This is a genomic window from Pilibacter termitis (genome assembly GCF_900167335.1).
GTDB lineage: Bacteria > Bacillota > Bacilli > Lactobacillales > Streptococcaceae > Pilibacter > Pilibacter termitis.
Genome location: NZ_FUXI01000005.1, coordinates 30,203 through 53,809 on the forward strand (window position 1 = coordinate 30,203; position 23,607 = coordinate 53,809).

At 35.8% G+C, this 23,607-nt stretch carries 21 protein-coding genes; 4 read left to right on the plus strand and 17 right to left on the minus strand.

Annotated features, from left to right (window positions below):
- Window positions 1-53: 53 nt before the first annotated feature.
- The 4 genes from B5D30_RS02910 to argS all read right to left on the minus strand — a co-directional run bounded on the left by B5D30_RS02910 (window position 54) and on the right by argS (window position 6,069).
- Window positions 54-389 (minus strand): YlbF/YmcA family competence regulator, encoded by a 336-nt coding sequence (locus B5D30_RS02910; protein WP_078806544.1) that lies wholly within the window; start codon window positions 387-389, stop codon window positions 54-56.
- A gap of 72 nt (window positions 390-461) precedes the next feature.
- Complete coding sequence (locus tag B5D30_RS02915; RefSeq protein ID WP_078806545.1) at window positions 462-2,597, minus strand: PBP1A family penicillin-binding protein; 2,136 nt, start codon at window positions 2,595-2,597, stop codon at window positions 462-464.
- 102 nt (window positions 2,598-2,699) lie between these two features.
- On the minus strand, window positions 2,700-3,566 hold the full coding sequence (locus B5D30_RS02920) for an RluA family pseudouridine synthase (RefSeq protein ID WP_078806546.1): 867 nt from the start codon (window positions 3,564-3,566) through the stop codon (window positions 2,700-2,702).
- An 811-nt stretch (window positions 3,567-4,377) separates the two neighbouring features.
- Window positions 4,378-6,069, minus strand: coding sequence for an arginine--tRNA ligase (gene argS / locus B5D30_RS02925; protein ID WP_078806547.1), 1,692 nt, complete (start codon window positions 6,067-6,069; stop codon window positions 4,378-4,380).
- Between the two features lie 327 nt (window positions 6,070-6,396).
- Between argS and argR the strand changes: the two genes are divergently transcribed.
- The 3 genes from argR to B5D30_RS02940 all read left to right on the plus strand — a co-directional run bounded on the left by argR (window position 6,397) and on the right by B5D30_RS02940 (window position 8,405).
- On the plus strand, window positions 6,397-6,840 hold the full coding sequence (gene argR, locus B5D30_RS02930; protein WP_078806548.1) for an arginine repressor: 444 nt from the start codon (window positions 6,397-6,399) through the stop codon (window positions 6,838-6,840).
- A 153-nt stretch (window positions 6,841-6,993) separates the two neighbouring features.
- Window positions 6,994-7,866, plus strand: coding sequence for a Cof-type HAD-IIB family hydrolase (locus tag B5D30_RS02935; RefSeq protein ID WP_078806549.1), 873 nt, complete (start codon window positions 6,994-6,996; stop codon window positions 7,864-7,866).
- A gap of 20 nt (window positions 7,867-7,886) precedes the next feature.
- Entirely contained in the window at window positions 7,887-8,405 is a 519-nt protein-coding gene (locus B5D30_RS02940) for an LURP-one-related/scramblase family protein (RefSeq protein WP_078806550.1), read from the plus strand.
- A gap of 82 nt (window positions 8,406-8,487) precedes the next feature.
- On the opposite strand, the gene B5D30_RS02945 is transcribed toward B5D30_RS02940, so the two are convergent.
- From B5D30_RS02945 to B5D30_RS02990, 9 genes are all read right to left on the minus strand, one after another.
- The gene (locus tag B5D30_RS02945; protein WP_078806631.1) at window positions 8,488-9,135 is read right to left on the minus strand and encodes a putative bacteriocin export ABC transporter; all 648 of its coding nucleotides are present in this window, start codon (window positions 9,133-9,135) and stop codon (window positions 8,488-8,490) included.
- 7 nt (window positions 9,136-9,142) lie between these two features.
- Window positions 9,143-11,206 carry a DUF1430 domain-containing protein gene (locus B5D30_RS02950; RefSeq protein ID WP_078806551.1) on the minus strand — a complete coding sequence of 688 codons (2,064 nt, stop codon included), beginning with the start codon at window positions 11,204-11,206 and terminating at the stop codon, window positions 9,143-9,145.
- A 161-nt stretch (window positions 11,207-11,367) separates the two neighbouring features.
- Window positions 11,368-11,886 (minus strand): lactococcin 972 family bacteriocin, encoded by a 519-nt coding sequence (locus B5D30_RS02955; protein ID WP_078806552.1) that lies wholly within the window; start codon window positions 11,884-11,886, stop codon window positions 11,368-11,370.
- 725 nt (window positions 11,887-12,611) lie between these two features.
- Window positions 12,612-13,277: an ATP-binding cassette domain-containing protein gene (locus B5D30_RS02960; protein ID WP_078806553.1), complete on the minus strand. Its 666-nt coding sequence runs from the start codon at window positions 13,275-13,277 to the stop codon at window positions 12,612-12,614.
- Between the two features lie 57 nt (window positions 13,278-13,334).
- Window positions 13,335-14,621 (minus strand): hypothetical protein, encoded by a 1,287-nt coding sequence (locus B5D30_RS02965; protein WP_078806554.1) that lies wholly within the window; start codon window positions 14,619-14,621, stop codon window positions 13,335-13,337.
- Window positions 14,622-15,120: 499 nt separating this feature from the next.
- On the minus strand, window positions 15,121-15,618 hold the full coding sequence (locus B5D30_RS02975; protein WP_078806556.1) for a hypothetical protein: 498 nt from the start codon (window positions 15,616-15,618) through the stop codon (window positions 15,121-15,123).
- A 235-nt stretch (window positions 15,619-15,853) separates the two neighbouring features.
- Complete coding sequence (locus B5D30_RS02980) at window positions 15,854-16,066, minus strand: hypothetical protein (RefSeq protein ID WP_078806557.1); 213 nt, start codon at window positions 16,064-16,066, stop codon at window positions 15,854-15,856.
- 68 nt (window positions 16,067-16,134) lie between these two features.
- On the minus strand, window positions 16,135-16,737 hold the full coding sequence (locus tag B5D30_RS02985) for an ABC transporter ATP-binding protein (protein WP_078806558.1): 603 nt from the start codon (window positions 16,735-16,737) through the stop codon (window positions 16,135-16,137).
- Between the two features lie 136 nt (window positions 16,738-16,873).
- Window positions 16,874-17,821 (minus strand): hypothetical protein, encoded by a 948-nt coding sequence (locus B5D30_RS02990; protein WP_144399460.1) that lies wholly within the window; start codon window positions 17,819-17,821, stop codon window positions 16,874-16,876.
- 187 nt (window positions 17,822-18,008) lie between these two features.
- Here B5D30_RS02990 and B5D30_RS02995 point away from each other — a divergent pair, with 187 nt between their 5' ends.
- Entirely contained in the window at window positions 18,009-18,503 is a 495-nt protein-coding gene (locus tag B5D30_RS02995) for an ABC transporter permease (protein WP_234984610.1), read from the plus strand.
- A 22-nt stretch (window positions 18,504-18,525) separates the two neighbouring features.
- Here the strand turns inward: B5D30_RS02995 and B5D30_RS03000 are convergent, their stop codons facing one another.
- The 4 genes from B5D30_RS03000 to allD are packed head-to-tail and all read right to left on the minus strand — an operon-like array spanning window position 18,526 to window position 23,544.
- Window positions 18,526-19,341 carry an oxamate carbamoyltransferase subunit AllH family protein gene (locus tag B5D30_RS03000; protein WP_159443179.1) on the minus strand — a complete coding sequence of 272 codons (816 nt, stop codon included), beginning with the start codon at window positions 19,339-19,341 and terminating at the stop codon, window positions 18,526-18,528.
- 25 nt (window positions 19,342-19,366) lie between these two features.
- Complete coding sequence (locus tag B5D30_RS03005; protein ID WP_078806562.1) at window positions 19,367-20,629, minus strand: YlbE family protein; 1,263 nt, start codon at window positions 20,627-20,629, stop codon at window positions 19,367-19,369.
- 23 nt (window positions 20,630-20,652) lie between these two features.
- Entirely contained in the window at window positions 20,653-22,413 is a 1,761-nt protein-coding gene (gene fdrA, locus B5D30_RS03010) for an acyl-CoA synthetase FdrA (protein WP_078806563.1), read from the minus strand.
- A gap of 54 nt (window positions 22,414-22,467) precedes the next feature.
- Entirely contained in the window at window positions 22,468-23,544 is a 1,077-nt protein-coding gene (gene allD, locus B5D30_RS03015; protein WP_078806564.1) for an ureidoglycolate dehydrogenase, read from the minus strand.
- Window positions 23,545-23,607 lie beyond the last annotated feature (63 nt).

Here is a 23,607-nt window from a genome sequence, read left to right on the forward strand (position 1 = left end):
ATTGAGAGAGTGGCAAGTATTATCCCAACCTATACTGTCATTTAAGGCTAACTCTAAAATACTTCGTTTAAATTTCCAAAGACAATGCGTTGAATTTCATCTGCTAACATACCAAGAGCTTGTTGTGCTTTTAATAGCTCAACAACTGATTCGTTTGCATCAATTTTCTCGCTAAACTCTTGCATTTTCTTTTGGTCATCTTCTGTTGGCATCTCACCCGACATCATTTTTGCGTGCATTTCTTGTTGAATTGTTTTGTATTCTTCATACAACGCTTTTGCTGTTGAGTCATTCTCTACTTTTCCTTTTGCCTCAAGCACTGCTTTGTATTGTTCCGTTTCACGAAGTTCACGCTCCATTTGGTTGGCTGTGTCGTAAATGTTAATCATTTGTTGTTCTCCTATTCATTATTTATGGGGTACCTATAATTTTTATTCCTTTTCCCATTATACCGAAAAATGCTATTTAAACCAATCGGTTATGCTTTTCCAGATGTCTTTTGCTTTATCAACGGCATCATCAAGTGCATCTTCTGCTTTTTTGCGTAAATCATCTGCCTCTGGAGTGAAACTTCCTGTTTCTTCGTTGTCTCCTGTATCTCGTCCTGCCATTGCGTAAGCATTTTCGATATTAGGATAGAGATCGCTAAATTTTTTCCCAGAAACTAATGGCATGATTTGGCTTGCCTCGTTTTGAAAAATCACACTCGCTTGCTCGGTACTGCTACCGTCCAAATAATGCCCTTTTTCCTGTGACGGATTATCAAACCCTAACCATGTAGTAATCACCACGTCTGGCGTATAACCAATCACCCACTGGTCATTCGTTTTACTTGCATCAAAACTTGTTTCGGTCGTTCCTGTCTTTCCAGCCATAATATAACCTGCTGGATTGGCATTGACCCCTGTTCCATTAGAAAATGTGCCTAGCATCATGCTCGTCATTCGACTAGCCACGCCAGAACTTGTGATTTGTTTTCTTTCAGGTTCCACGTCAACAATTACTTTTCCTGAAGAATCTAGCACTTTGCGAACAAGATGTGTTTCAATTTGTGTGCCTGCATTCCCAAAAACAGAGTAGGCTTGCGTCATTTGCATAGGGGTAACACCTTTTCGTAAACCACCTAGTGCAAGTCCCCAATATTTGTCTTTTTGCTCAAGTGGCAAACCAAACTTTATGCCCTCTTCATAGCCTCTATCTATTCCAATTTTATGGAGAAGATAAACTGCTGGCAAATTGAGCGAATCCGCTAAAGCCTCATACATTGGCACTTCACCAGAGTATTCACGTGAATAATTTTGTGCGACTTTGTAATAATCTTGCGGCTTATCCTCAAGCATGGAATCAAATTTCCAGCCGTCCTCTAAAGCAGGTGTGTAGACAACAATTGGCTTAATCGTTGATGCTGGACTTCGCTTCATTTGCGTTGCACGGTTAAACCCTCTAAAGACGTGTTCTTCTACTTTTCCACGCTGACCGACAAGAGCTTGCACTCCGCCTGTTGCAGGGTCTATGGCAATGCTCGCCCCTTGAGCGTACTCTCCGTCTATTTCAGATTGCGGGAAAAACGAATCCTCTGCAAACGTACTTTGCATCGCCCCTTGATAATCTTGATTTAATGTAGTATAAATTTCATACCCGTTATTCAAAATATCCTTTTCTTTCAAGCCATACTTATTTTCTAATTCTTCGATTACTGCATCATAAAAAGAAGGGTATTTATAACTTTCCTTTTTCAAATGATAACCGTCATGTACTTCTGTGGCAATATCAATACTTGCCGCTTTGTCTGCCTCTGCTTGTGAAAGATCGCCCACATCTACCATATTTTGTAAAACGGTGTTTTTTCGATTGTTAGCATATTCGTTTGAATTTAGCGGATTATAAATTTCTGGACCTTTTAACATTCCGACAAGCGTTGCCGCCTGCTCCAATGTCAAATTTTTCGCCTCTACACCAAAATATTTCAAACTCGCATCTTGTATCCCCCAAACACCATTTCCAAAATAGGACTGATTGAGATACATGGTTAAAATTTCTTTTTTAGAATATTGCTTGTTAATCTCAAGAGCAAGGAAAAATTCACGTGCTTTTCGGTTCATCGTTTGTTCAACGGAGAGATAAGCGTTTTTCGCAAGCTGTTGGGTAATCGTTGAGCCACCGCCACCTGCATTACTCCCAAAACTCGTAATCTTTCTAAAAACCGCTCGCCCCATTCCTTTCGGATCAATCCCGTGATTCGTCCAAAACGAACGATCTTCTGTGGCAATCAAAGCTTTTTGCACGAGTGGACTTATCTCACTCAATTCAACATACGTCCCTTTTTGACCATATAATGCTCCTGCTGCCTCATTTTTTTCATCAAAAATTGTCGTAGTCGTTTTCAACGAACTTTCCAAAACTTTGATATTGGTCGTTTTCGCAAGATAAAACAAATAACTTGTAAAGACAAGCAACGTTGTTAAAATCGTTAAAATAATCAATTTGGTCACTTGATATTTTTTCCAATAGGCTTTTTGCCACGTGCGAAATTGTCGCCATTTTCGTTTAAAAGGACTTTGCCTTATACTCTCCTCTTGTTTCGCCTTTTTCTCCATAATTCCCTCACATTCCTCTTTTATAAAAGCTAATGGTTACTGCTCCATTATACCAAATCGCCCAAAATCAACGAGGTGTTGAGTGGAGAATTTCAAACAATCTTAAAAAAGTGTATCGTTTGTTTGAATAATCAATTGTTCTTTCGTAAATGGATGAATGAACGACAATTCTCTTGCGTGCAACATGAGGCGACGACTTGTAAATTTTTCAGCATAAAGTGGGTCGCCAATAATCGCATGGTGAATACTCTGTAAATGCACACGAATTTGGTGTGTCCGACCTGTATCTAAAATTAACTCTAGTTTGCTTGTGTTCGTTTGTTTATCGACTTCTACCAGTCGAACGTGCGTAATTGCACGTTTTCCACCACGTTCATCAATCACTCGTTTTCGCCTATCATGCCTATCTCGCCCGATTTTTTTGTCAATGGTAAATTCATTTTTGTGAATAATTCCGCTTGCTATCGCTTGATAAACACGGTGAAGTTCCTTTTTCTCCAACATTCTGCTGAGTATGGGGAGGATAAATGGATTTTTCGCAAAAAGAATCGCACCACTTGTTTCTTTATCCAAACGATGTACCACATAAGGCACTTGATTGTCTTTGGCAAGATAATCTGCCACATGATTGAGTAATGTATTGGTTTCATTCGGTTGATTGGGGTGAGTTTTCATGCCAAAAGGTTTATTTACAACCAAAATATGCTCATCTTCATACAATACTTCAACAAATCGTTGATTTCCGCAAAGCACACTTACCTTAGGATAATCGCTCTTTTCTAGTTTTAGCGTAACAATATCGGCTGATTTCACTTCTTCATGAAACATTTTTACGTCACCATTTACCAAAACACCTTTGCGAATACGCAGAAAATGACGTGTTTTGCGTGGCACTAACCACTCACGCTCAAGCAGAGTACGAATATCCATTGTTTGAAACGTATCGGGCAGTTGAATTTGAAATTCCATTATTTCCTCCTGTTTAGAGATAGCTTATGGGTACCCATAAGAAAAAGGAGGATAACCCCCTTTTTTTGTTCTAGCTACGAGGAGCTGAAGTCTGGCAACTGTTCACAATGTCGCTCGCAACTAACGTTGCGAGTAAATAAACGACATGGTTCACTGTTGCAGACTTCAAATCGCCCCTCTTCGCTTTTCTGTGTCTAGCTACGAGGAGCTGAAACTTGGTCGCTGTTCACAACAGCACTGGAAACTGAAGTTTCCAGCAAGTAAATGCTGTGGCTCACTGCGACAAGTTTCAGACCGCTCCTCTCCGCTTTTCTGTGTCTAGCTGCGAGGGGCTGAAGTCTGGCAACTGTTCACAATGTCGCTCGCAACTAACGTTGCGAGTAAATAAACGACAGTGTTCACTGTTGCAGACTTCAAATCGCCCCTCTTCGCTTTTCTGTGTCTAGCTACGAGGGGCAGGAGGTTGGTCGCTGTTCACAACGTCGCTCGCAACTTGGGTTGCGAGTAAATAAACGACGTGGCTCACTGCGACAACCTCCTTAACGCCCCTCTCGCTTTTCTTGGTCTAGCTACGAGGGGCTGAAGTCTGGCAACTGTTCGCAATGTCGCTCGCAACTAGCGTTGCGAGTAAATAAACGACAGTGTTCACTGTTGCAGACTTCAAATCGCCCCTCTTTGCTTTTCTTGGTCTAGCTACGAGGGGCTGAAGTCTGGCAACTGCTCACAATGTCGCTTGAAACTTCGTTTCAAGTAAATAAACGACAGTGTTCGCTGTTGCAGACTTCAAAACGCCCCTCTTTGCTTTTCTTTTTTACATTTCGTCTGGTGCTTCTACGCCTAGAAGTCTGAGACTTTCTTTTAACACGACTGCTACTGAGTGAACGAGTGCTAGGCGGTTTGGAAGTTCTTCGTTTTCGTCTAAAATACGCACTTGTGCATAGTATTTGTTGAATGCTTGAGCGATTTGAATCGAATGTTTCGCAATAACAGAAGGCTCGTATTTCTCCGCTGCACGCACCACGATTTCTGGGAATTGTTTCAATAATTTCACAACCTCCCAAGAATCTTTATCATTCAAAGAATATTGCACATTCACGTCTAGCGTAAAGTTGGCTTTTCTCAAAATGCTCATACTTCTTGCACGTGTGTATTGCACGTAAGGTCCTGTTTCTCCTTCAAAACGCACGACTTCATCAAGGTCAAAGTCAAAGCTATTCAAGCGGTCATTTTTCAAATCATGGAAAATAACTGCTCCTGTTCCCACTTGATGTGCGATTTTCTCTTTATTGGCAAGCTCTGGATTTTTCGCCTCAATTTGACTTAATGCAAGAGCATCTGCCTCATCAAGCACTTCCTCAAGAAGAACGACTTTCCCTTCACGTGTAGAAAGTTTTTTTCCTCCAAGTGTAATCAACCCAAATGGCACGTGAATAATATCTTTTGCCCAATCAAAGTCCATTTCCGCAAGAACGGCTTTTAATTGCTTGAAGTGATTGCTTTGCTCATTTCCTACTGCGTACAATACTTTGTAAAAATCATACGTGCGTTTACGGTAAAGAGCAGCTGCCAAATCTCTCGTAATATAAAGCGTTGCACCGTCTGTTTTCTTAATCAATGCAGGCGGTAAATCATATTTTTCTAAATCAACAAGCAATGCACCTTTTGATTCTTTGAGCAGATTTTTCTCCTCTAAAATCTCAACGATTTCGTCCATTTTATCATTGTAAAATGCTTCACCATTTAGCGAGTCAAATTCTACACCTAATTTATTGTAAATACGGTTAAACTCTACCAAACTTTCTTCTCTAAACCAGCTCCAAAGTTCTTGAGCCTCAGGGTCTCCGTCCTCTAATCTCTTAAACCATGCACGACCTTGTGCGTCAATTTCTTCATCTTGTTTAGCTTCAGCATTGACACGCACATACAATTTCAAAAGTTCTTGGATAGGATTTTTTTCGACTGTTTCTTTATCCCCCCATTTTTTATATGCCGTCATCAACATACCAAACTGTTTTCCCCAGTCACCAAGGTGATTGATTTTCACTGGAACAAAACCAATTTTTTCGTAAATTTTCGCTAAAGAATTTCCAATCATCGTTGAACGCAAATGCCCCATGCTGAATGGTTTGGCAATATTTGGGCTAGATAAATCAATCGGCACTTTGCGATTTTGCCCAATTTCATGCTGACCATATTTTTCGCCAAGCGTGATAATTTCTGAAAGTGTCGCACTGCTTACTTTTTGCTTGTCTAAGAAGAAATTAAGGTAAGCTCCTGCAACTTCTACATTTTCAAAAGCGTCCTTTTCCAATTTTTCTTCTAGTTCTGCTGCAATCATTTGTGGTGCTTTACGGAATTTTTTCGCAAGCGAGAACGTCGGAAACGCTACATCTCCATGCTCTTTTGATTTTGGATTTTCTAGCAAATTCAAAATCTCCTCAGCACTTAATTCACCGTCAAGTGCTTTTGCTATTGCTTGTGCAACAAGTTGTTTTTCACTCATCGTTCTACTCCTTTATTTCATTTTTTCTCTGATATAAGTGAGAGTTTCCCCTTCACACATCTCTTTTTGTTTTCTTGTTTTAAGTGCACCTAAATAGTCTAAAACATCTCCAACAAAAAACAAGATTTTTCTCTCCTCCTATCATACCAAAAAATAGAAGAAATTGCCCATTTTTATTGAAATTTTTAGTATAATATTTTTATCAGCTCATCTATTTTCATTTCTCTTTTGGAAAATGCTAGGTTTAATAGAAAACCCTTACAGATTTGAGTTGATAAAAAATATGGGAAATTTAAGAGAAAATGTTCTATACTATAAGGAGAAGATATGAAAAGAAAACAAGAACGGCAGGAAAAAATTCTTTCGTTAATTCAAGAGATGACGATTTCCACCCAAGAAGAATTATTGAAACAGCTAAGCAAAAATAACTTTCAAACAACGCAAGCAACACTTTCTCGAGATATTCAAGAGTTAAATTTAAACAAAATTCGCACGTCACCTGGCAAATTTGCCTATGTGCCACCACGTGATACGCATGAAATCTTAGCCGAAGAAGAAATCAGACGCAGTGCGAGTAAAATTGACCGTGTGGATTTTTTGTTGGTTATCCACACGACACTTGGAAAAGCGGATATTCTTGCCAATATTTTTGACGAGGCAAAAAACGAGGAAATTGTTGGCACAATTGCAGGTGCAGATACATTATTCATCGCCTTCCGTGACAAACAAATTGCCAAAAAGTATGAGGAAAAATTTAAAGGGTATCTCTAGTAAAAAGAAAAGCGGAGAGGGGCGGTTTGAAGTCTGCAACAGTGAACACTGTCGTTTATTTACTCGCAACGTCAGTTGCGAGCGACATTGTGAACAGTTGCCAGACTTCAGCCCCTCGTAGCTAGACAAAAAAATAAGCAAGGAGCCAAACAAATGATTAAACTTATAGCAAGCGATATGGACGGGACTCTTGTGACGGGACATATTGATATTTCAGATTTTACTGCCAAGGCGATTAAAAAAGCTCAAGAAAGTGGCATTACCTTTGTCGTAGCGACAGGAAGAAATTACCAAGAGGCAGAAATTCCGCTAAAAAATGCGGGCATTGAATGTTCTGTTATCGGAGTGAATGGTGCGGCAATTTTTGACAAAGACGGCAACAGTATTCGCACGGTTGCACTTGACAAAGAGATTGTCTTACAATTAATAGACTTACTTGAAGAATTTGGGCTGTATGCCGAACTTGGTACAAATAAAGGGATTTTTTCGGAAAATCATGCACAGCGGATTGAGTTTTTCGCACAAAATATTGCTGAGAGCTTGCCACATTTGACATTTAAGCAAGCAGTGGCAATGTCTAGCACGGCAATGCAGTTTTTCCATATTCAATATGTAAAAAATCTGCGTGAAATTGTTCTACAAAAAGACATTGAGGTGCTAAAATTTTTCGTTATGTCGCATGACGGAAATGTCTCTTTTGCTCCGTTTCGCAAAAAAGTGGCGGAAGAAAATCTCGAAGTGATTATCACGTCAAGTGGTGAATACAACATCGAAATCAACCACATCAATGCACAAAAAGGACTAGCGGTCAAAGCTCTCGCTGATAAGTTAGGCATTGAGGCGAGTGAAGTAATGACAATTGGCGACAGTTTCAATGATGTTTCTATGCTTGAGTATGCAGGTGTGAGTTTTGCAATGGGCAATGCTCATGATGAGGTGAAAAAACACGCAAAATATATTACAGGAACAAACGAAGAAAATGGTGTAGGAACAGCAATTTTACGAGCGATAGAAGAAAATCTTTAGCAAGAGGAGGTGAACAGGTAATGTGTGAATTTTATATCCAACAACGTACGCTTTCTGACGGCAAACGCTCCATTGTTTTGGACGAAAATGCACGTCCTGTTTATTTCTTAACAGGCTCTATGCTCTCAAATGGAGATACGCTTTCTCTCTACGATATGAGCGGTCGCAAACTTGTCGAAATCAAACAAGTTGGGCAACTGCTCGGTCGTCACTACGATATTTTTGTCAACAATGAAAAAATCGCAACACTAAAGAAAAAATGGACGTTTACTTTTCAAGATATTTATTTTGTCGAACAACTCAACTGGACAATCCAAGGAAACCTTCATGCTCATCATTATCAAATCATGAAAGGTATTTTCCAAGTTTTGAAAATGTATCCTGCAAGCACAAGCGTAGGCGATGTCTATTGCTTAGAAATCTCCGAGAAAGAAAACGCACCTGTGGCGATTGTTCTTGCGTTTGTTCTCGATTATTGGGTGTTTTCTGGAAAACGGCTGGAGATGAAAAGTTTTTCTGGCGAGGTAAAATTGGTGTGACGAATAATGCATAGTATCTCTAAAAACTCTGCTTAAAACTAGCTAATTTAGTCTTAAGCGGAGCTTTTAGAGGTACCCTTAACTATCTATTATTTAACTTATCCATAGAAAATGAAAGTTCAGCTTGTTCGATAACATAAGGGTCATGGCTTACAACGACAACTGTTTTCCCTTTCTCGACTTCCTTTTTTAGTAGTTGAATGATTTCATCTCTATTTTTCTCATCTAAAGAGCCAGTAGGCTCATCTGCTAAAATGAGTCTGCTAGGTTTTAAAATCACACGGGCAAGTGCCACACGTTGCTTTTCCCCGCCAGACAAATGGTAAATCTTTGTTTTCAAAGAGTGTTTAAGGTTTACTTCACTTAATGCATTGTTTTGTTTTTCCCTTTTTTCTTTTTTACTTAGCTTTTCATAGCACAAGGCAATATCCAAATTTTCCTGAATCGTTTCATCTTCTATCAGAGCATAATTTTGAAACATATACGACATGAAATTTCGCCTTAATAATAATGCCTCTGTTGCATACCTTGGGGGTGCTTTTCTGTTGAATAGTGTTAATTCTCCGCTATCAAAAGAATCAATCAATCCAATCATATTCAATAAAGTGGATTTCCCACTTCCGCTCTCGCCATAAATCACGACAAATTTTTTCTCTGGAATGTGCAAAGTGATGTTTTTTAATACTTCTTTTCCTTTGAATGACTTATTTAATTTAGAAATTTTTACCACCATATTTTTATTTTCCTTTCAACGTTTCATCCATACTCCGTTTTTCCATGCACATCAAAGTAAGCAACACCACGAGTATCTCTATCACAAAAAACACGGAAACCGCAATCATTGCATTCACTTTTTCTTTGTAGTACAAAACGGATAAAAAGAGCAAACAGTATTCACTAAGTGTCAACAGGAATAATGTTTGATAGGTTTTGTATAAAGAAATCCCATGTATTCGTTTGATAACGAATTTTTTCTTCTTTTGCTGAAAATAAAACATTGTGCTACTAATAATCAAACTCAGAATCAAATAAACAGCTAATGCTTTTTCTTGAACATATTCTCGTATATTTCCAATTGTCTCTTTTAACAAAAAATCATCCAATTTATTTAAAGGAACAAGTGAAGTGTATGTATCCTCACGCTCGATTTCTTTCAAAATAGGCAAATATTCTTGATATGTTTTCTCTACACTTCCATTTAATTTGATTTTCATAGAAGTTTCAAAAGAATTCCCGCTTAAAAAATTCGGCAAGAGAAACTGCTTATTTTTTTCCGTTTGTACTAAAATAAGATTTGGGTGGGTAATCAAAGGTTTCTTATCAAATCCACTCAATCGTTGTTCGTTTTTGATAAGATAAATCTCTAATTTAGGTTCTTCATTGCCAAATTCTGTATTGCTATAAAGCGAACGAATTTCTTTTAGAGATTCTGAATTGTAATACTGCTTAATCTCTTCTAACTTAGAAGAAAATTTTTCAGGGACGAGCAAAACAACAGAGGTTTCATCATCTGAAATATTCACTTTCTTGCCTGTTACCGTTTCAATCGGAAATTTTTTCAAATAATTTGGATTAACTACGAGGGTTTTGGATAGTTCATCATTTTGATTATAATAATCATGAGAGAAAAAATATAGCCCTCCATTTTGATTCATTTTATCGTAAATTTTAAATGCCAAACTTTCATAGAAAAAATTTTCCTCTGGTTTTTGGAGCAACATCGTCTCTTTTCCAATGGAAATAGGATAAAAAACTGCGTATTCCTCGTTCTTATTTGATAGTTCTATACTATTTTTCACTTTTCTTGCATTATCTATTAAAGGAAACAATGTTGGTATCAAAGTAAAGAGGATCACAAATTTCACCCCATGCTCTAAGAATGCCAGTTTTTTATCATAAGATTTATGGTTGAGTTGATTAACCGTTGACAAATGGAACAAGATAAGTAAGGCGACATACAATATCCCTAAATAACCTAGAATAAAAACGATTAGGTAAATAAAATAGTTTAGAGCATACATTTGTAAAATACCAACTTCTAACATAACAGCCAGTAAATACAAAACACTCATTCCTTTTGTGAAAACAATCTTTGAAAATTGTTGTCCTACACTCAATCCATGTAAAGTGTAAAGACCTACTTTTTTACTTTCACAATAAAGCCATGCAATAGAGAATACGCTTAGGAAGAAAATGGATAAAGTAAGTGACTGAGAAAAAGATGAATTAGCCTCTAAATTTACTTCTTCCTTTTCTATTGTTTGAAATGAATTGATTGGATACGTCTCTCCTGTGACTTGTTCATAATCTATTTTCAATTTCTCTAAAAATTTATTGAACTCTACTTTTTCCTTTGTTAAAACAAAAAAAGTTGCAACATCTAAAGAGTTTGCCTGTTGAAAATCCTCAAGAATAAAATTGACTGTTCCATGTTTTCCAAATATTTTTTTAGAGCTATTTTTAAATCTTTTCTCCAAAATAGAATGTTTTTTATCCGTGGTGAAAAAATATAAATTTGAACTCTCTTCATTTTTTCTCGGTTCAATAGTATAGGAGGTCGACCGTGCAATGAGTTCTACTTCAAATTCTTTTGCTAATGCACTTAGTTTTTCGATTAGTTTTTGTCTATTTTGAAAAGTTCCTTTTCTACTAGGTAAAACAAAGGAAGGATATTGCTTTTCAATGTGGAATTGAGCTTTGATCTCTTTTATTTCTTCCTTCTGTCTGAAATGAACAGAACTTAATCCAACAATTAATAAGAAAAAAAACATCAATGCTGATTTGTGTAATTTTGTATTCATTGTATTCTCGATTCTGTTTTATTTGAAGGGTACCTCTAAAAACTCCGGTTAAGCCAAAACTAGCAATTTTGGATAAGCGTGAGTTTTTAGAGGTGTCCTGAAAATAAGCAGAAGATTTCATTGTTTTTTACTAACGAAATCTTCTGTTTTTAGAGATACCCTTAATAGATATTGTAGAAAGCTTGAGCTTGTCCCTCACCTGAGTTAGCAACAACTTTTGCACAAGCCCATTTACCAGCTTCGGCATATACACGACCACTGGATTTGCTGCCTACTTTTGCCGTAGCAGAATGAAGACGTTTCTTATGAAGAAAATTAGAGAATGACCCTTTTTTCCCCCATGCTACTTGTGGATAGCCGAGAGAGCCATAAACCCATTGTCCATCTTCTACCCATGTAATTCCATATGACTGAATAGATTTGTTTTTTGATATGAAACTTGTGTCATTCGCACTAATTACTTTTCCATTATCATCTAATACAACCGCACCAGACATTGGACTACTTTTATTAATGCTCACTTCCCCAGCAAAAGCACTAATAGAAGTGAAAGCAAGTGTAGCAATAAAAAGCGTTGCAGTTGCTGTCACTGTAATCTTTTTCATCTGTTTCCACTTTGTTTCTTCTTTCTCAAACAAAGTTTCTTTATTGGATTCATAATGTTTTAACTCTTTTACCATAGTATCCTCCTACTTTTTGGCTTTTTCCATTTCAATACCAAAAGCCTGCTCTAAAAAACAATTTCCACACAACGAGCAGAATTACGCAAAAATTGATTTTTAACTTTTGGTTTGCCCTAACATTTGTCAAGACACACTGAGTATAACACATTTTTTCGAATAAAGAACAAAATCAAGTCACGAAAACTAAATATACGAAAATTCGTCATTTATTTTAAAAAAAACACTTAATTCAGATTTTATCAAACTTCCCCTCATGCTAAAATTATCAAAAGTGAAAGAAATAATGGAAAAATCTCAAACAAAAAATCAGAATACCTCAAAAAAATCGGCTTAATCCAAAACAAGCAATTTCGGTAAGCGTGAATTTTTAAAGGGCACCTCTAAAAACTCCGTTTAATCCAAAATTAGCTAGTTTTTCTTGTTTTCGAGGAAATCGACGAAAGCTATGTGGTTCATAGAAAAGCGAAGAAGTGCGTTAAGGAGTTTGCAACAGTGAGCCGTGTCGTTTATTTACCGCTACACTTCGTTTCGCATACAGTCTTTCTAAGAATCAAAGATTCTTGAAAGACTAGCATCGAAACTTTAGTTTCGAGCGACACTACGAACAGTTGCCAAACTCCTGCACTTCGGAGCTAGACAAGGTTGAGGAGACTGACGAAGAAAATCGGGAAACTAGCAATTTTGGATAAGCGTGAGTTTTTAGAGGTGCCCTAAAGATACTCTTATTTCTCATTTTCTTTCATCAAGTGTTCTATATAGTTTTCTAATTCTTCATTCGAGTGAAATTCATTTTTAAAAGGATAGATTTTCTTCCTTGTCAAATACAAAATTTCATCACTCATTTGAAACGCCAAGTTGGACGTGTGGGTGGAAAAAATAATCAAGACTTCATTTTTTATTTTTTGAAATTCTTTATTGATTTTCTTTACCGTTAAAATATCTAATTCAGCAAAGGGTTCATCTAGTAACAAAACTTTCGGCTTAATTAAGAAAATTAATATCATCATTAATTTATACTTCATTCCTGCCGAATATTCTGCTATATACATATCTTTTGAGTCCAACATCTCAAATTTCTCCAGCCATTCATTGATCACTTCTACTTCTATCTTTTTCTTCTTATGCTCTAATGTTAAAGTGAGAAATTCTAGTCCTGTAATATATTCAAAGATTATCATATGCTCTGTTATAAGCATTACATCATCATTATCAAAAACTCGACCTTCATCAATACTCAAGTGTCCACTTATAATATTTAATAATGTGGTTTTACCTATCCCGTTTTTCCCAAATATGCTATAAACTTTATTTTTTTCAAACTCAAAAGATAAGTTATCTATTACTTTTCTACTACCGTCATAGGTTTTTACAATTTTTTCAATCTTCATATTCTCTCCTTAAACAAATAAATTTTCAATGATAGCTATGTCCCTACTCCTCGTTTGTTATTTTCCTCTCCATACCAAGAAAAGTGTCATTAAAACAATTGGGATAAAGAATGTAATTTCCAATAATTTTAACTTCATTCTATCGGTATGTTTGCTAGAAAGAACTACTCCATATAAAACAAATAACAGGAACATTGCAATCAAAAATAATAGTGTGTTTACAAAAAAATAACACAACGCAGATTCTAAATTTTCATTTAGTAAAAGCGTAAGGGTCATTACGATTGTAATTTGTAGCCAAAAAGTCCGTTTAAAAATGAGCCATAAACTTCTATATGTTTTTTGTGTAATTTTTAAATAACTAAGATACTTTTCATTGACTAAATATTTTGAGTTGAAAGGACTTATGAAAAACACGAGAACCAAAGTTAATATACCGTTTTTTGTCTGAGTGGTCATCGGAAGTAAAAACGAGAGTATAATCATACCCGATATAAAACCTATTGTCGCTTGTACTTCTTGAAAAAATAAATCTCTATTCAACGATTTCAAATGTTTTAGAAAGAAATTCACATGATTCAACCGCTTATCTTTTTGCTTTATTTGTACCATTTTTATCCCCAGTTGTACCCATGCAAAGCTAATAATCATTAAGAGAGAAATCGTTCTATTACTCAAAAGTTCTATAATTTTGCTAATCGTGAAATGTTCAAAAGATACATTCACTCCCAGTAATAAAAATAATTTGACTAGTATTAATAGCGAAAAAAACAATAAGTAAACTGTCGGTTTCTTTTCCTTCTTGGAATACTCTTCTAATTCTAAGTGATAAATACAGACTTTCCATACAGAAAACAAAAAGGAAACTACCACCGCTGGAAACAACACATAATCTACTACTGCAACACTATCTGTTACTTGTAAGAACACAAAATAAAATACAAACGGAATAAAAACAAACAACTCTTCTTTCATATAATAAAAGGATAAATTAGAAATAAGTTGCCGTTGTTCTTCTTTTGTGAATAAAGTAGAACGATAATAATCCAAATGACGAACTTTGAATATCTCATTATCACGAAGAATGGCAGCTTCAGTAAACACTAGTTTCGAGAAGAAAAATAGCAAACTTGTTAACAGTAAACCGTTTACTGAAACTAAATGATTGTATTGAATAAAAAATAAAATCACGCTTATAATCGTTATCAAAAAATATTCTCTTCTACGAAAAAAGAAAAAGATAATTTTCCAAAGTATTTCTGGTAAACGAGGAAGATAAAGACTATACTGTTCTTTAAATTTCTCATACCTCAGAAAAGTAATAAAACGGTTTATTTTACTCATATTCACGCTCCTAACATGATCAAAAAAGTACCTAACGAATTATACAGTAACAACAAAAACATATACACACTTACTTGTTTGATTGACCATTTTTCTATCTTCAACAAAATATAAGCAATTAGTCCAAACATGATGAAAAAGAAAGGACTAAAGCCAATGTTATTGAAAAATTTTATCCAATCTTCTTCTCGAAGAAAGAAACTAATGATCATGTTTATTGATGAACTTATCCATATTGTATTCCAAATTAAATATTTATATTTTAACCCATATATTAAAACAATTTTCATAAAAAATGAATAACATAGATAGGTAACTAACATCATTACACCAGCCGAAAGAGCAAATAAAATCATCAAAAAATAATTGCTCGATAGACCATTCTCTTCAAGAGTACTCATAGAAATTGATATATAAGAAACCATAAATACCGTGATTACTGTTTGATTCACTCTTTTAGAGTTCAGTATGTTCAATCTGCCACCTGCTTTCAAAAACTTTATAGCTGAAGAATGTTAATTATATGAATTGAAAAACAAACGCATATACTCAACGATACAGCTAATACCTTATTTTTAGAAAAATGGTATAACAACACTCCAAATATAAGTGTTCCTAGCACACTTATTGGATTTAAAAAGGAAAGTGAAAATAAACTCCAGTTTCTAAATATAGGTTGTATAGCTGTCACAATCATAAAGATTGCATAGGCAATAAATATCTTCTCAAATTGAATTTCTATTTGCAAAATTTCTTTTGAAATAAAAAGTAAAAGTTCTGAAAAAAGATAAACAATCCCTATGCTGACAATTGAAATAACAATTACAATTATAGCCAATATCAACTTTGCTACGAAATCAGATTTTACAAGTTCTACGGAGTGAAAAAATTCCCCTTTTGCTCCTGTATAATAACTACATAAAAATGCTATGATTCTAGCAATAACAACAACCAATAATAGCGGATACATCTTTTTGATTTTTAATTTTCCTATCATTATAATCCTTCCTTTCACTTCGCACGAACATTTTTCTCTATATGTTGATTATAACACAATGTTTAGAGAAAAAGAATAAAATTTGTAAAATCTGTCAATTTCACTAAAAGAAGGTATTGCTTGAAGTCTTTTCTTTTACAAAGTTATAGACTACGATTATTTCCATTTTCCTAGGAAAAGAAATTCTTCAAAAAAGGAGAAACATTAAAGTTCATTTCTCCTTTTTGCATTCGCTTTACTTATTTTGTTCTTTTTCTGCCTCTTTGCGAATTGATACTTCAAAAATTGTTGAAATAATTGTGCTTACAGCTAATAAAGCATAACCTAGAGTGTTTTCTTTCTCTGTTAGCAAAATAATGACTGAAAATACTACGATAATTACTTGCATTGTTGCTAGTTCATAACGTAGTAGTTTGTGGGCTTGTCTGTTTTCTGGGATTTTTAGCATATGCGTACCTCTGTTTTCTTATTTTATCTACCCATATATTACCATATATTTATAAAAAGCGACTCTTTTTATTCTACCAATTTTCCATTTTCTAAATAAACTCTTTTTGTATAAATACTTTCCAATAGTTCGCTCTCATGATTGATGATAAAAAATGTTCTTTTTTTGCTACTGCACCTAATGATTTCTGTTATTCTCTCTAATGAATTTTTATCTATTCCATTTGTTGCCTCATCCAATACAATGTATTTGGCTTTCGACATAAAAGCCACAATTAATGCTAATTTTTTCTTCATACCAAATGAATATGTTTTGATTCTATTGAAAAGATATGGCTGTATGTCGATTGATTTACACATTGAAATTAACTCAGAGTCATCTTTAGAGAAACCTAACATCTTTGCCGAAAACTCCAAAAATTCTTCTCCTGTTAGTTCTTCATATAAAAATGGGCTGTCACCAAGATAGTACATTGTGTCCTCAGAATGTTCAAAAATAACTTCCCCACTATCAACTGGTACAATACCTGTTACTACTTTAAATAACGTTGTTTTCCCAACTCCGTTTTTTCCAATAATTCCATAGATTTCATTATCATGAAATGTATAGTCTATTTTATCAAACAGAAGAAAATCTCCGTATTTCTTTTCTAAATTTTTTAAGTATAACATGCTTATCCTCCTAAAGTTTTCGAGACAAACGCTTCTACAAACGCACTAAAAACGACTAACGGCATAATAAAGCGTAAATAAAAACTACCATATTCTTTGAGTAATGTCATTTTTGTTTTTGAACATTCTCTTCTCCTCATTCTTTCTTTGTAACAACCAAAATATTTATTAATCCATAGAACCAAATAAATACATAACAAACATAAGAGATAAATTTTTCTCTAAATAAATAGATAACCAAAAACAACAATATAGAGAAAATAAAAACTTCGTATCCATTCAAGTTCTTATATGAAAATGTTCTTGTTTCCTCAATAAATCTCTGCCAAGACAATGCTTTTTCTATTCTTCTATGGAGAATAAAAAGAAATACATTTCCTAAAACTATCCAAATTATACAACTGATTAAAAATACCATTGAAGTCATTGATTGCAACCAAAGCATTGGAAGTGGTATAACGCTTAAAGATGAAACATAGTACAAATAACCATTCAATTTTTTTTGGTCATTATATTTTATATTATTCTCTTGCTTTGGCAAAAGATATAAGCTATAAGAAGATAATTTATAATTGTTTAAAATAGTTATAGCTACAATCAATAGAAATGAACAACATTCTAATAACGTACGAAATGAAAATGCAATAAAAACAAGAAGATAGAACATCTTCACACTTGAAAAAAATAGAAATGCACGAGACTTTTCAGATAATACTTGTGTTACTTTTATATTTTGTGCTTGATAGAAAAAGAAATCTTCTCCCGTTTTCTTCTCAATACTCATAACTCCTCTTGCATTTTTCATGGAAACGAAACGTTGCCCTAAGATAGATAAAAGAGAAAGAATAATTAAATTCCTCAAATTTTCTCTTTCTACATATTCTAGTAATAAGTAAGATAGAAAAAGAAACATACCATAAGGAACTTGACAAATACTCCTCAAGATATTTACATTAGAATAAATCTCCCGTATCATCGTTATTTGCGTAATCATATGTTTCCCTTTAAAAATAGGAAATATTCTCTTTTTACAAAAATGATAAAAATACTCTTGAAAAAAAGTAGGCTTAACTATTTTTTCCAAAGTCTGCTTGCTTTCTATTGAAAGTAAGAAGTAAATAATTGAGAATAGAATCATAAAAAATACTAAAATAAAAAACATATCTTATAGCGTCATTTTTCCAAAAGGAGTCAAAGATTATTATTTTAAGCAAAATAATAATCAATCCTCGATTGAACTTGTGATTACTCAAGGATATAAAGCAACAGAAGTGACAAATCAAGCATTAAAACTTTTGAGGAATAAAGGGAACAATCGACTGAGTGGTACTTATGAAACATTTGATATGAGTGCTTTGACAGACGGAATTGGCAATGTGCTTTCAATGTTGACGTATTTCATTTCAGCGATTGCAGGAATTTCTCTTTTAATTGCTGGTGTCGGTGTGATGAATATGATGTACATTTCTGTTGCAGAGCGAACAAAAGAAATCGGTATAAGGCGTGCTTTGGGTGCAAAACGGCGAGATATTCGTTTGCAGTTTTTGCTAGAAGGAGTTTTTCTTACCGTTATCGGTGGAATAATTGGCTATATTTTTGGTTTTCTGGTGGCTCTTACGATTTCTGTATTTCTTCCGTTTCAAGTAGCACCAGATTTCTTTACTCTTTCCCTTGCTTTAGGTGTTTCTGGTTTCATTGGGATTTTGTTTAGTGTCATTCCAGCAAATAAAGCGGCAAATAAAGATTTGATTGAGATATTAAGATAGAAAAGGACGCTCAAAACTCCCTTTAAGTTTTAAGCGTCCTTTTCATTCCCACAAAAATCCCAGCCATTGTATCTGCCCCAGACGTGCTACCACTTGCTAATAACGCTAAGAAACTGCTCTCGTGTGTTTGTGATAGAAAATCTATGATTAATGAGCTAAATTTCTTTTGTAGAGCAGCACGCAGATACATGGTTGAAACATCTGTTGTTCGCCTTTCGTGCAATAATTTTTCCAATATCGGATAAAATTGGCTGTCTAAAAGGTTGAAATGGCTATCGACAGACAGTAAACCTACTAGAAAATCATCTCCCGAAGGAGTCAAACCGCACCCTCGACCTAAATAATACGTCAAACCTCTCTCTATCTTCTCTTCGTTTGTTGAAAACAGACAAGAGAGGGTTTCAGAATTTTCCTCAAGTTCTTCCGTAAAATCTAGTCCAGTCAAAAGTTTTATTCCTTGAATTTTCTTTGATTCAACAAACGGCTGGTGAATCGTAAGGTTTCCGTCATGTTCCTCTACTTCGTCAAAGTGAAAGGTTTCACCATTTGCAAGCAATGTCATGGTGTGAAATGTGGGCGGAAAAAATACAGAAAGTTTCTTTTCCATTTTCACCGCCTCTTTCAGTCGTAAAAATTCACTTGTTTCCATGTGAAGTCCAAACGGTGTAATGCCTTTTTCCAGATTGCCAATAAAAATTAATTGGTTGTCTATTTGCATATTGAACCCACTTTGAAAAACGCTGTGAACTTTTAATTCTATCTCATTTTTCATTGAAGAATGAACTAGAGAAACGCTTAACATTTTCTTTACTAAACTGCCTATTTTGACTGATTTCATTTTCATCACCGTTTTTACTAACCTTTTATTTCTCCATTCCCAATTTTTCTGCGTAGGCACGGAGGGCTTTTTCAAAACAAGCAAGTGGCGGAGTAACCGTTCCTGCTCCGATTTGACCAATTCCTGCTTTTTTGTGAGCAATTCCTGTATTAATCACAGGTAAAATGCCTGTTTCCACCACTTTTCTTGCATCAATGCCTAAGCAAATTCCCTTGAAATCCCACGTAGGAACTGGGAAATTCGGGTTGTGTGCAAGGCAAATTTCGGTCATATTGTCGCTAATTTCCAATGCCTCATAGAAGCCACCTGTTCCTACAAATCGTGTAACTGCTGGAGCAGCAATCATCGCCATTCCACCTACTCCGAAAGTTTCCGTAATCGCACTGTCTCCAATATCTGTATTGGCATCTTCTGCTGAATATCCTGAGAAATACAGACCTTCTGGGGTATTTGCAGGTGCTGTAAACCAAGTATCGCCCATGCCACTAATGCGAATACCAAAATCTTTTCCATTTCGGCACATCGCAGTTACAACCGTTCCTTCTTGAATTTTCCTTGCTCCGTCCATCACTGCTTTTGAAGCTGCCATCATGATGTTGAGGAAAAATTGATCCGTATCCGCCAAAAATGTCAGCACTTCTTCTTTTTCCTTTTCAGAAATCACAAGTTTTGGAATAATCGGAGCAATTTCTTTTAAAAATGCTAGAGATGCGGCAATATTTCGCTGATGAAATTCGTCGCCCATCGCAATCGCTTTAGCAATCAAGACATTCAAATTCAAGCCATTTTCCAATGTTTTCAATGCTTTGCTCAATGTTGGTCCTAACACGTCACGCATCCAACTTAATCGCTTAATCACCTCTGGAGAATACGCACCAAATCTAAGCACGGCACCAATTCCCTCGTTCATTGTGCAATACGCACGATTGTTGTCTGTTGCATTTTCCACTACAAATACAGGCATATTTTGAGAGGTAATCCCTCCCATTGGTCCAACTGCTTGCACCTCGTGACAAGGGATAAAGGTAATTTTTCCATTTTCCAAAAGCTCCAGAGCCTCTTCTTCAGTAGTTGCCCAGCCCTCAAAAAGCGTTGCTCCGATACAAGAACCTTGCATTGGGTTTGTCATCTCATGAAATTGAATAGGCGGGCCTGCATGAAGTAACACGTAATCCTTTAATTCTGCAATCACTTCTTTTGCTGGCACTACATCCAATAAGAATGGAGATGAGGCAATTATTTTGTCAATAACAGCTTGATTGGCTTGATCAATTGTTTGATAATTCATTTTCTCTACTTCCTCCGTTCATTTTATGATTTCTTAAATTGATAAGTATCTAAGAAATGTAAGATTTTTTGTAATTCGATATTTCCGCCTGCAACAGGTGCCCAATTGTATTGAACGACTTCCCCGTTGTTTTCAATGATAGACTCTGTAAAGCTCTTTAAACCTACGTTGATAACCGTTGGTTTTGTTGAAAGTAGTTCGCTCAATTCTTTTGAGGTTTTTGGTAACGGACTTTCGCATGAAATTTCTTTGCTTGCGTAGATTTCTTTTTCTACAAACTGAACTTCTTTGCCTAGTAATTTCAAAGCAGTTTGTACCGCTTGTGTATTATTTTCACAAACTGTCACACCAACTTCTTCTAAAATTTTCTTTTGCGTCTCCATTCCTTGAACGTCTAAATCTGTTCCGACAATTACCCCGATAAAAGCGACTTCTCTCTTTTGAAGAGCGAGTGTTTCTTGTACTTCCTTGATTACTTTTGCAAGACATTCTGCCATATTTTTATGTGCTCCGTAGCCAAGGACAATATCAAAGAGTACGGTTGCAACCGTTGAGTCGTTGACAATTTCTTTAATTTTTCCAATACGATTTTCTGGGTCAATCATCGGATGTGGTTTCCCATTCGTATAAATATCATCACCCAAATCAATGATACTATGCTCACTCGTCTGGAGCATGACTCCTTCTTTATGCTCCACTTCCTCAAGAACAAGAGCATCTTTCAAGAGCATTGACGCCTCATAAGCTAACGTGCCGCCTGCATAAAACCCACGAATACCGACTTGTTCGTTCGTCAATTTTACATTGAGTTTCTCTGGAGAACGTGGCGTGTATTGTACTGGCTCATGATTTTGGATTTTCGTTGCAAGTTGTGCAGTTTCTTCAAGCGTATAGGCTTGATAAATATTTTTTTCATGAAAACTTGGTTTTTCGCCAATAAAAATCGTTACCACAGGTTTAGAAATGGCATGTAAAAGTTTCATCACTTTTTCCTTGATTTCTTTTGCAGGTGGCTTAGAAATCACGACAATTGTGTCAACATTCACATCTTCGTTCAATGCAACAATCGCATCAATCATGGAAATTGCCCCGACTTCTGATGACAAATCACGTCCACCTGTACCAATTGCATTGCTCACACCTTGACCATAACGGTGAATAAGTGTTGAAACTTCCTGTATGCCTGTGCCAGAGGCCCCCACAATCCCAATTTTTCCCGCACGAATGTTATTGGTGAATGCAAGTGGCAATGTGTGAAGAATCCCTGTCCCACAATCAGGTCCCATGACAAGCAAGCCTTTTTCATGTGCCAATTTTTTCAAACGAAGTTCTTCTTCTACTGGCACATTGTCGCTAAAAATAAATGCGTGCAACCCGTGATGAAGTGCTTTTTCCACTTCAAGTGGCACGTATGCTCCCGGAATTGAAAACAGAGCAACAGAGGCATTTTTCGCTTTTTTCAATGCTTTTTCCCACGAGTTCACATTTTCCTCTCGCACACCTTCTCCGTCCTGTTGTTTTAATAAATATTCATCTACTTTTTCCAGAACTTCTTTTTCATTGCCACCATTTTCTAGCTCTAGCATGATGACCATGTCATTTGCTGATGCCTCTTTCATCTCTGGTGTATCAAATCCTGCGGCGATAAAAATATCTTTATTTGCAGGTGTTCCCATCATAATCGAAACACGTTTTACCGCATCAAGTTCATTGATTTTATTCGTTAAAAGCATTAAAACAACAGAGTCTTGATAACTATTTTTCTTAATTATTGTTTGTAACATTCTTGAACATTCTCCCTTCTTCACCCTCAAATTGAGGATACTCCTTTAAACACTTCATTTTTTTGACCCTGCTGCAAATGCAGTGGAGTGGTCGTATTGGTTGCGGTGAATGATGTCGCTTTCTAGGTATTCATAGACTGATTTTGCAATCGGAATACCTTTTTCTTGGTTTTCTTCAGCGATTTTTTCCGACAGCTCGCCCGGATATAATACTTCGCTAAAGCCATTTCCTGCTGGAATACTATGAAGTTCATCAATCATTTGGCTTAGACGTGCCTTGAATGTCTCAAGGTCGGTAAAATAGGTTGGATTTATCACAATGTGTAATTGACCAAGATTCCTTTTTTCCGTCATGTCGTTATACATACTCGTCACGTGTTTTCCAAAAGGAAGTCCTAGCAAACTGCCAGAGAGAATATCCACCATCATCATCAAACCATACCCTTTTGCACCTGCAATCGGCAATAAGCCTTGCACTTCATAAGGGTCTGTTGTCGCATTTCCCTCTTTGTCGACTGCCCAAGTGTCTGGAATAGAATGATTTTTACTTCTCGCATCCAAAATTTTCCCCCAAGCCTGTACTGTCGTTGCCATATCAAAAACAATCGGACGTTTTTTATTTGTCGGTGCAGCAAATGCAATTGGGTTCGTGCCAAAATAATTTTCTCGCCCACCGAACGGGACGACCATTGGATCTGATTGACAAACGGAAATAGCGACTAAGTCTTCTCTTGCTGCCATATCTACATAATAAGAAAGTGTGCCACTATGCCCCATTTCTCTTACACCTACTACTCCAATTCCACTTTCCTTGGCAAGTTTGATTGCCTCCTCCATTCCTTTTTTCGCCACCATATGACCTGCTCCATTATCTCCATGAAAAATTCCAGTGCTTGCTCCTGTTTTTTCAAAGCGAAGTTTTGGCTCTAATGTCGTGCCTCCTTTTGAAATACGCTCAGCATAATATTCTACACGAACTGCTCCATGTGAATGAATGCCTCGAATATCTGCAAACACTAGATTATCCGCAATATCTCCTGCATATTCCTCGGATAAACCAGCTTTTGATAATTTTTTTACAATTTTTTCTTTTAATTCAAAAGCTCCTAGTCTAATCACTTCATTTTCCATTTTGCTCTCTCCATTCCAAGATTTTCTACTGATTTATATTCCCTTTTAGATAAGGGCATCTCT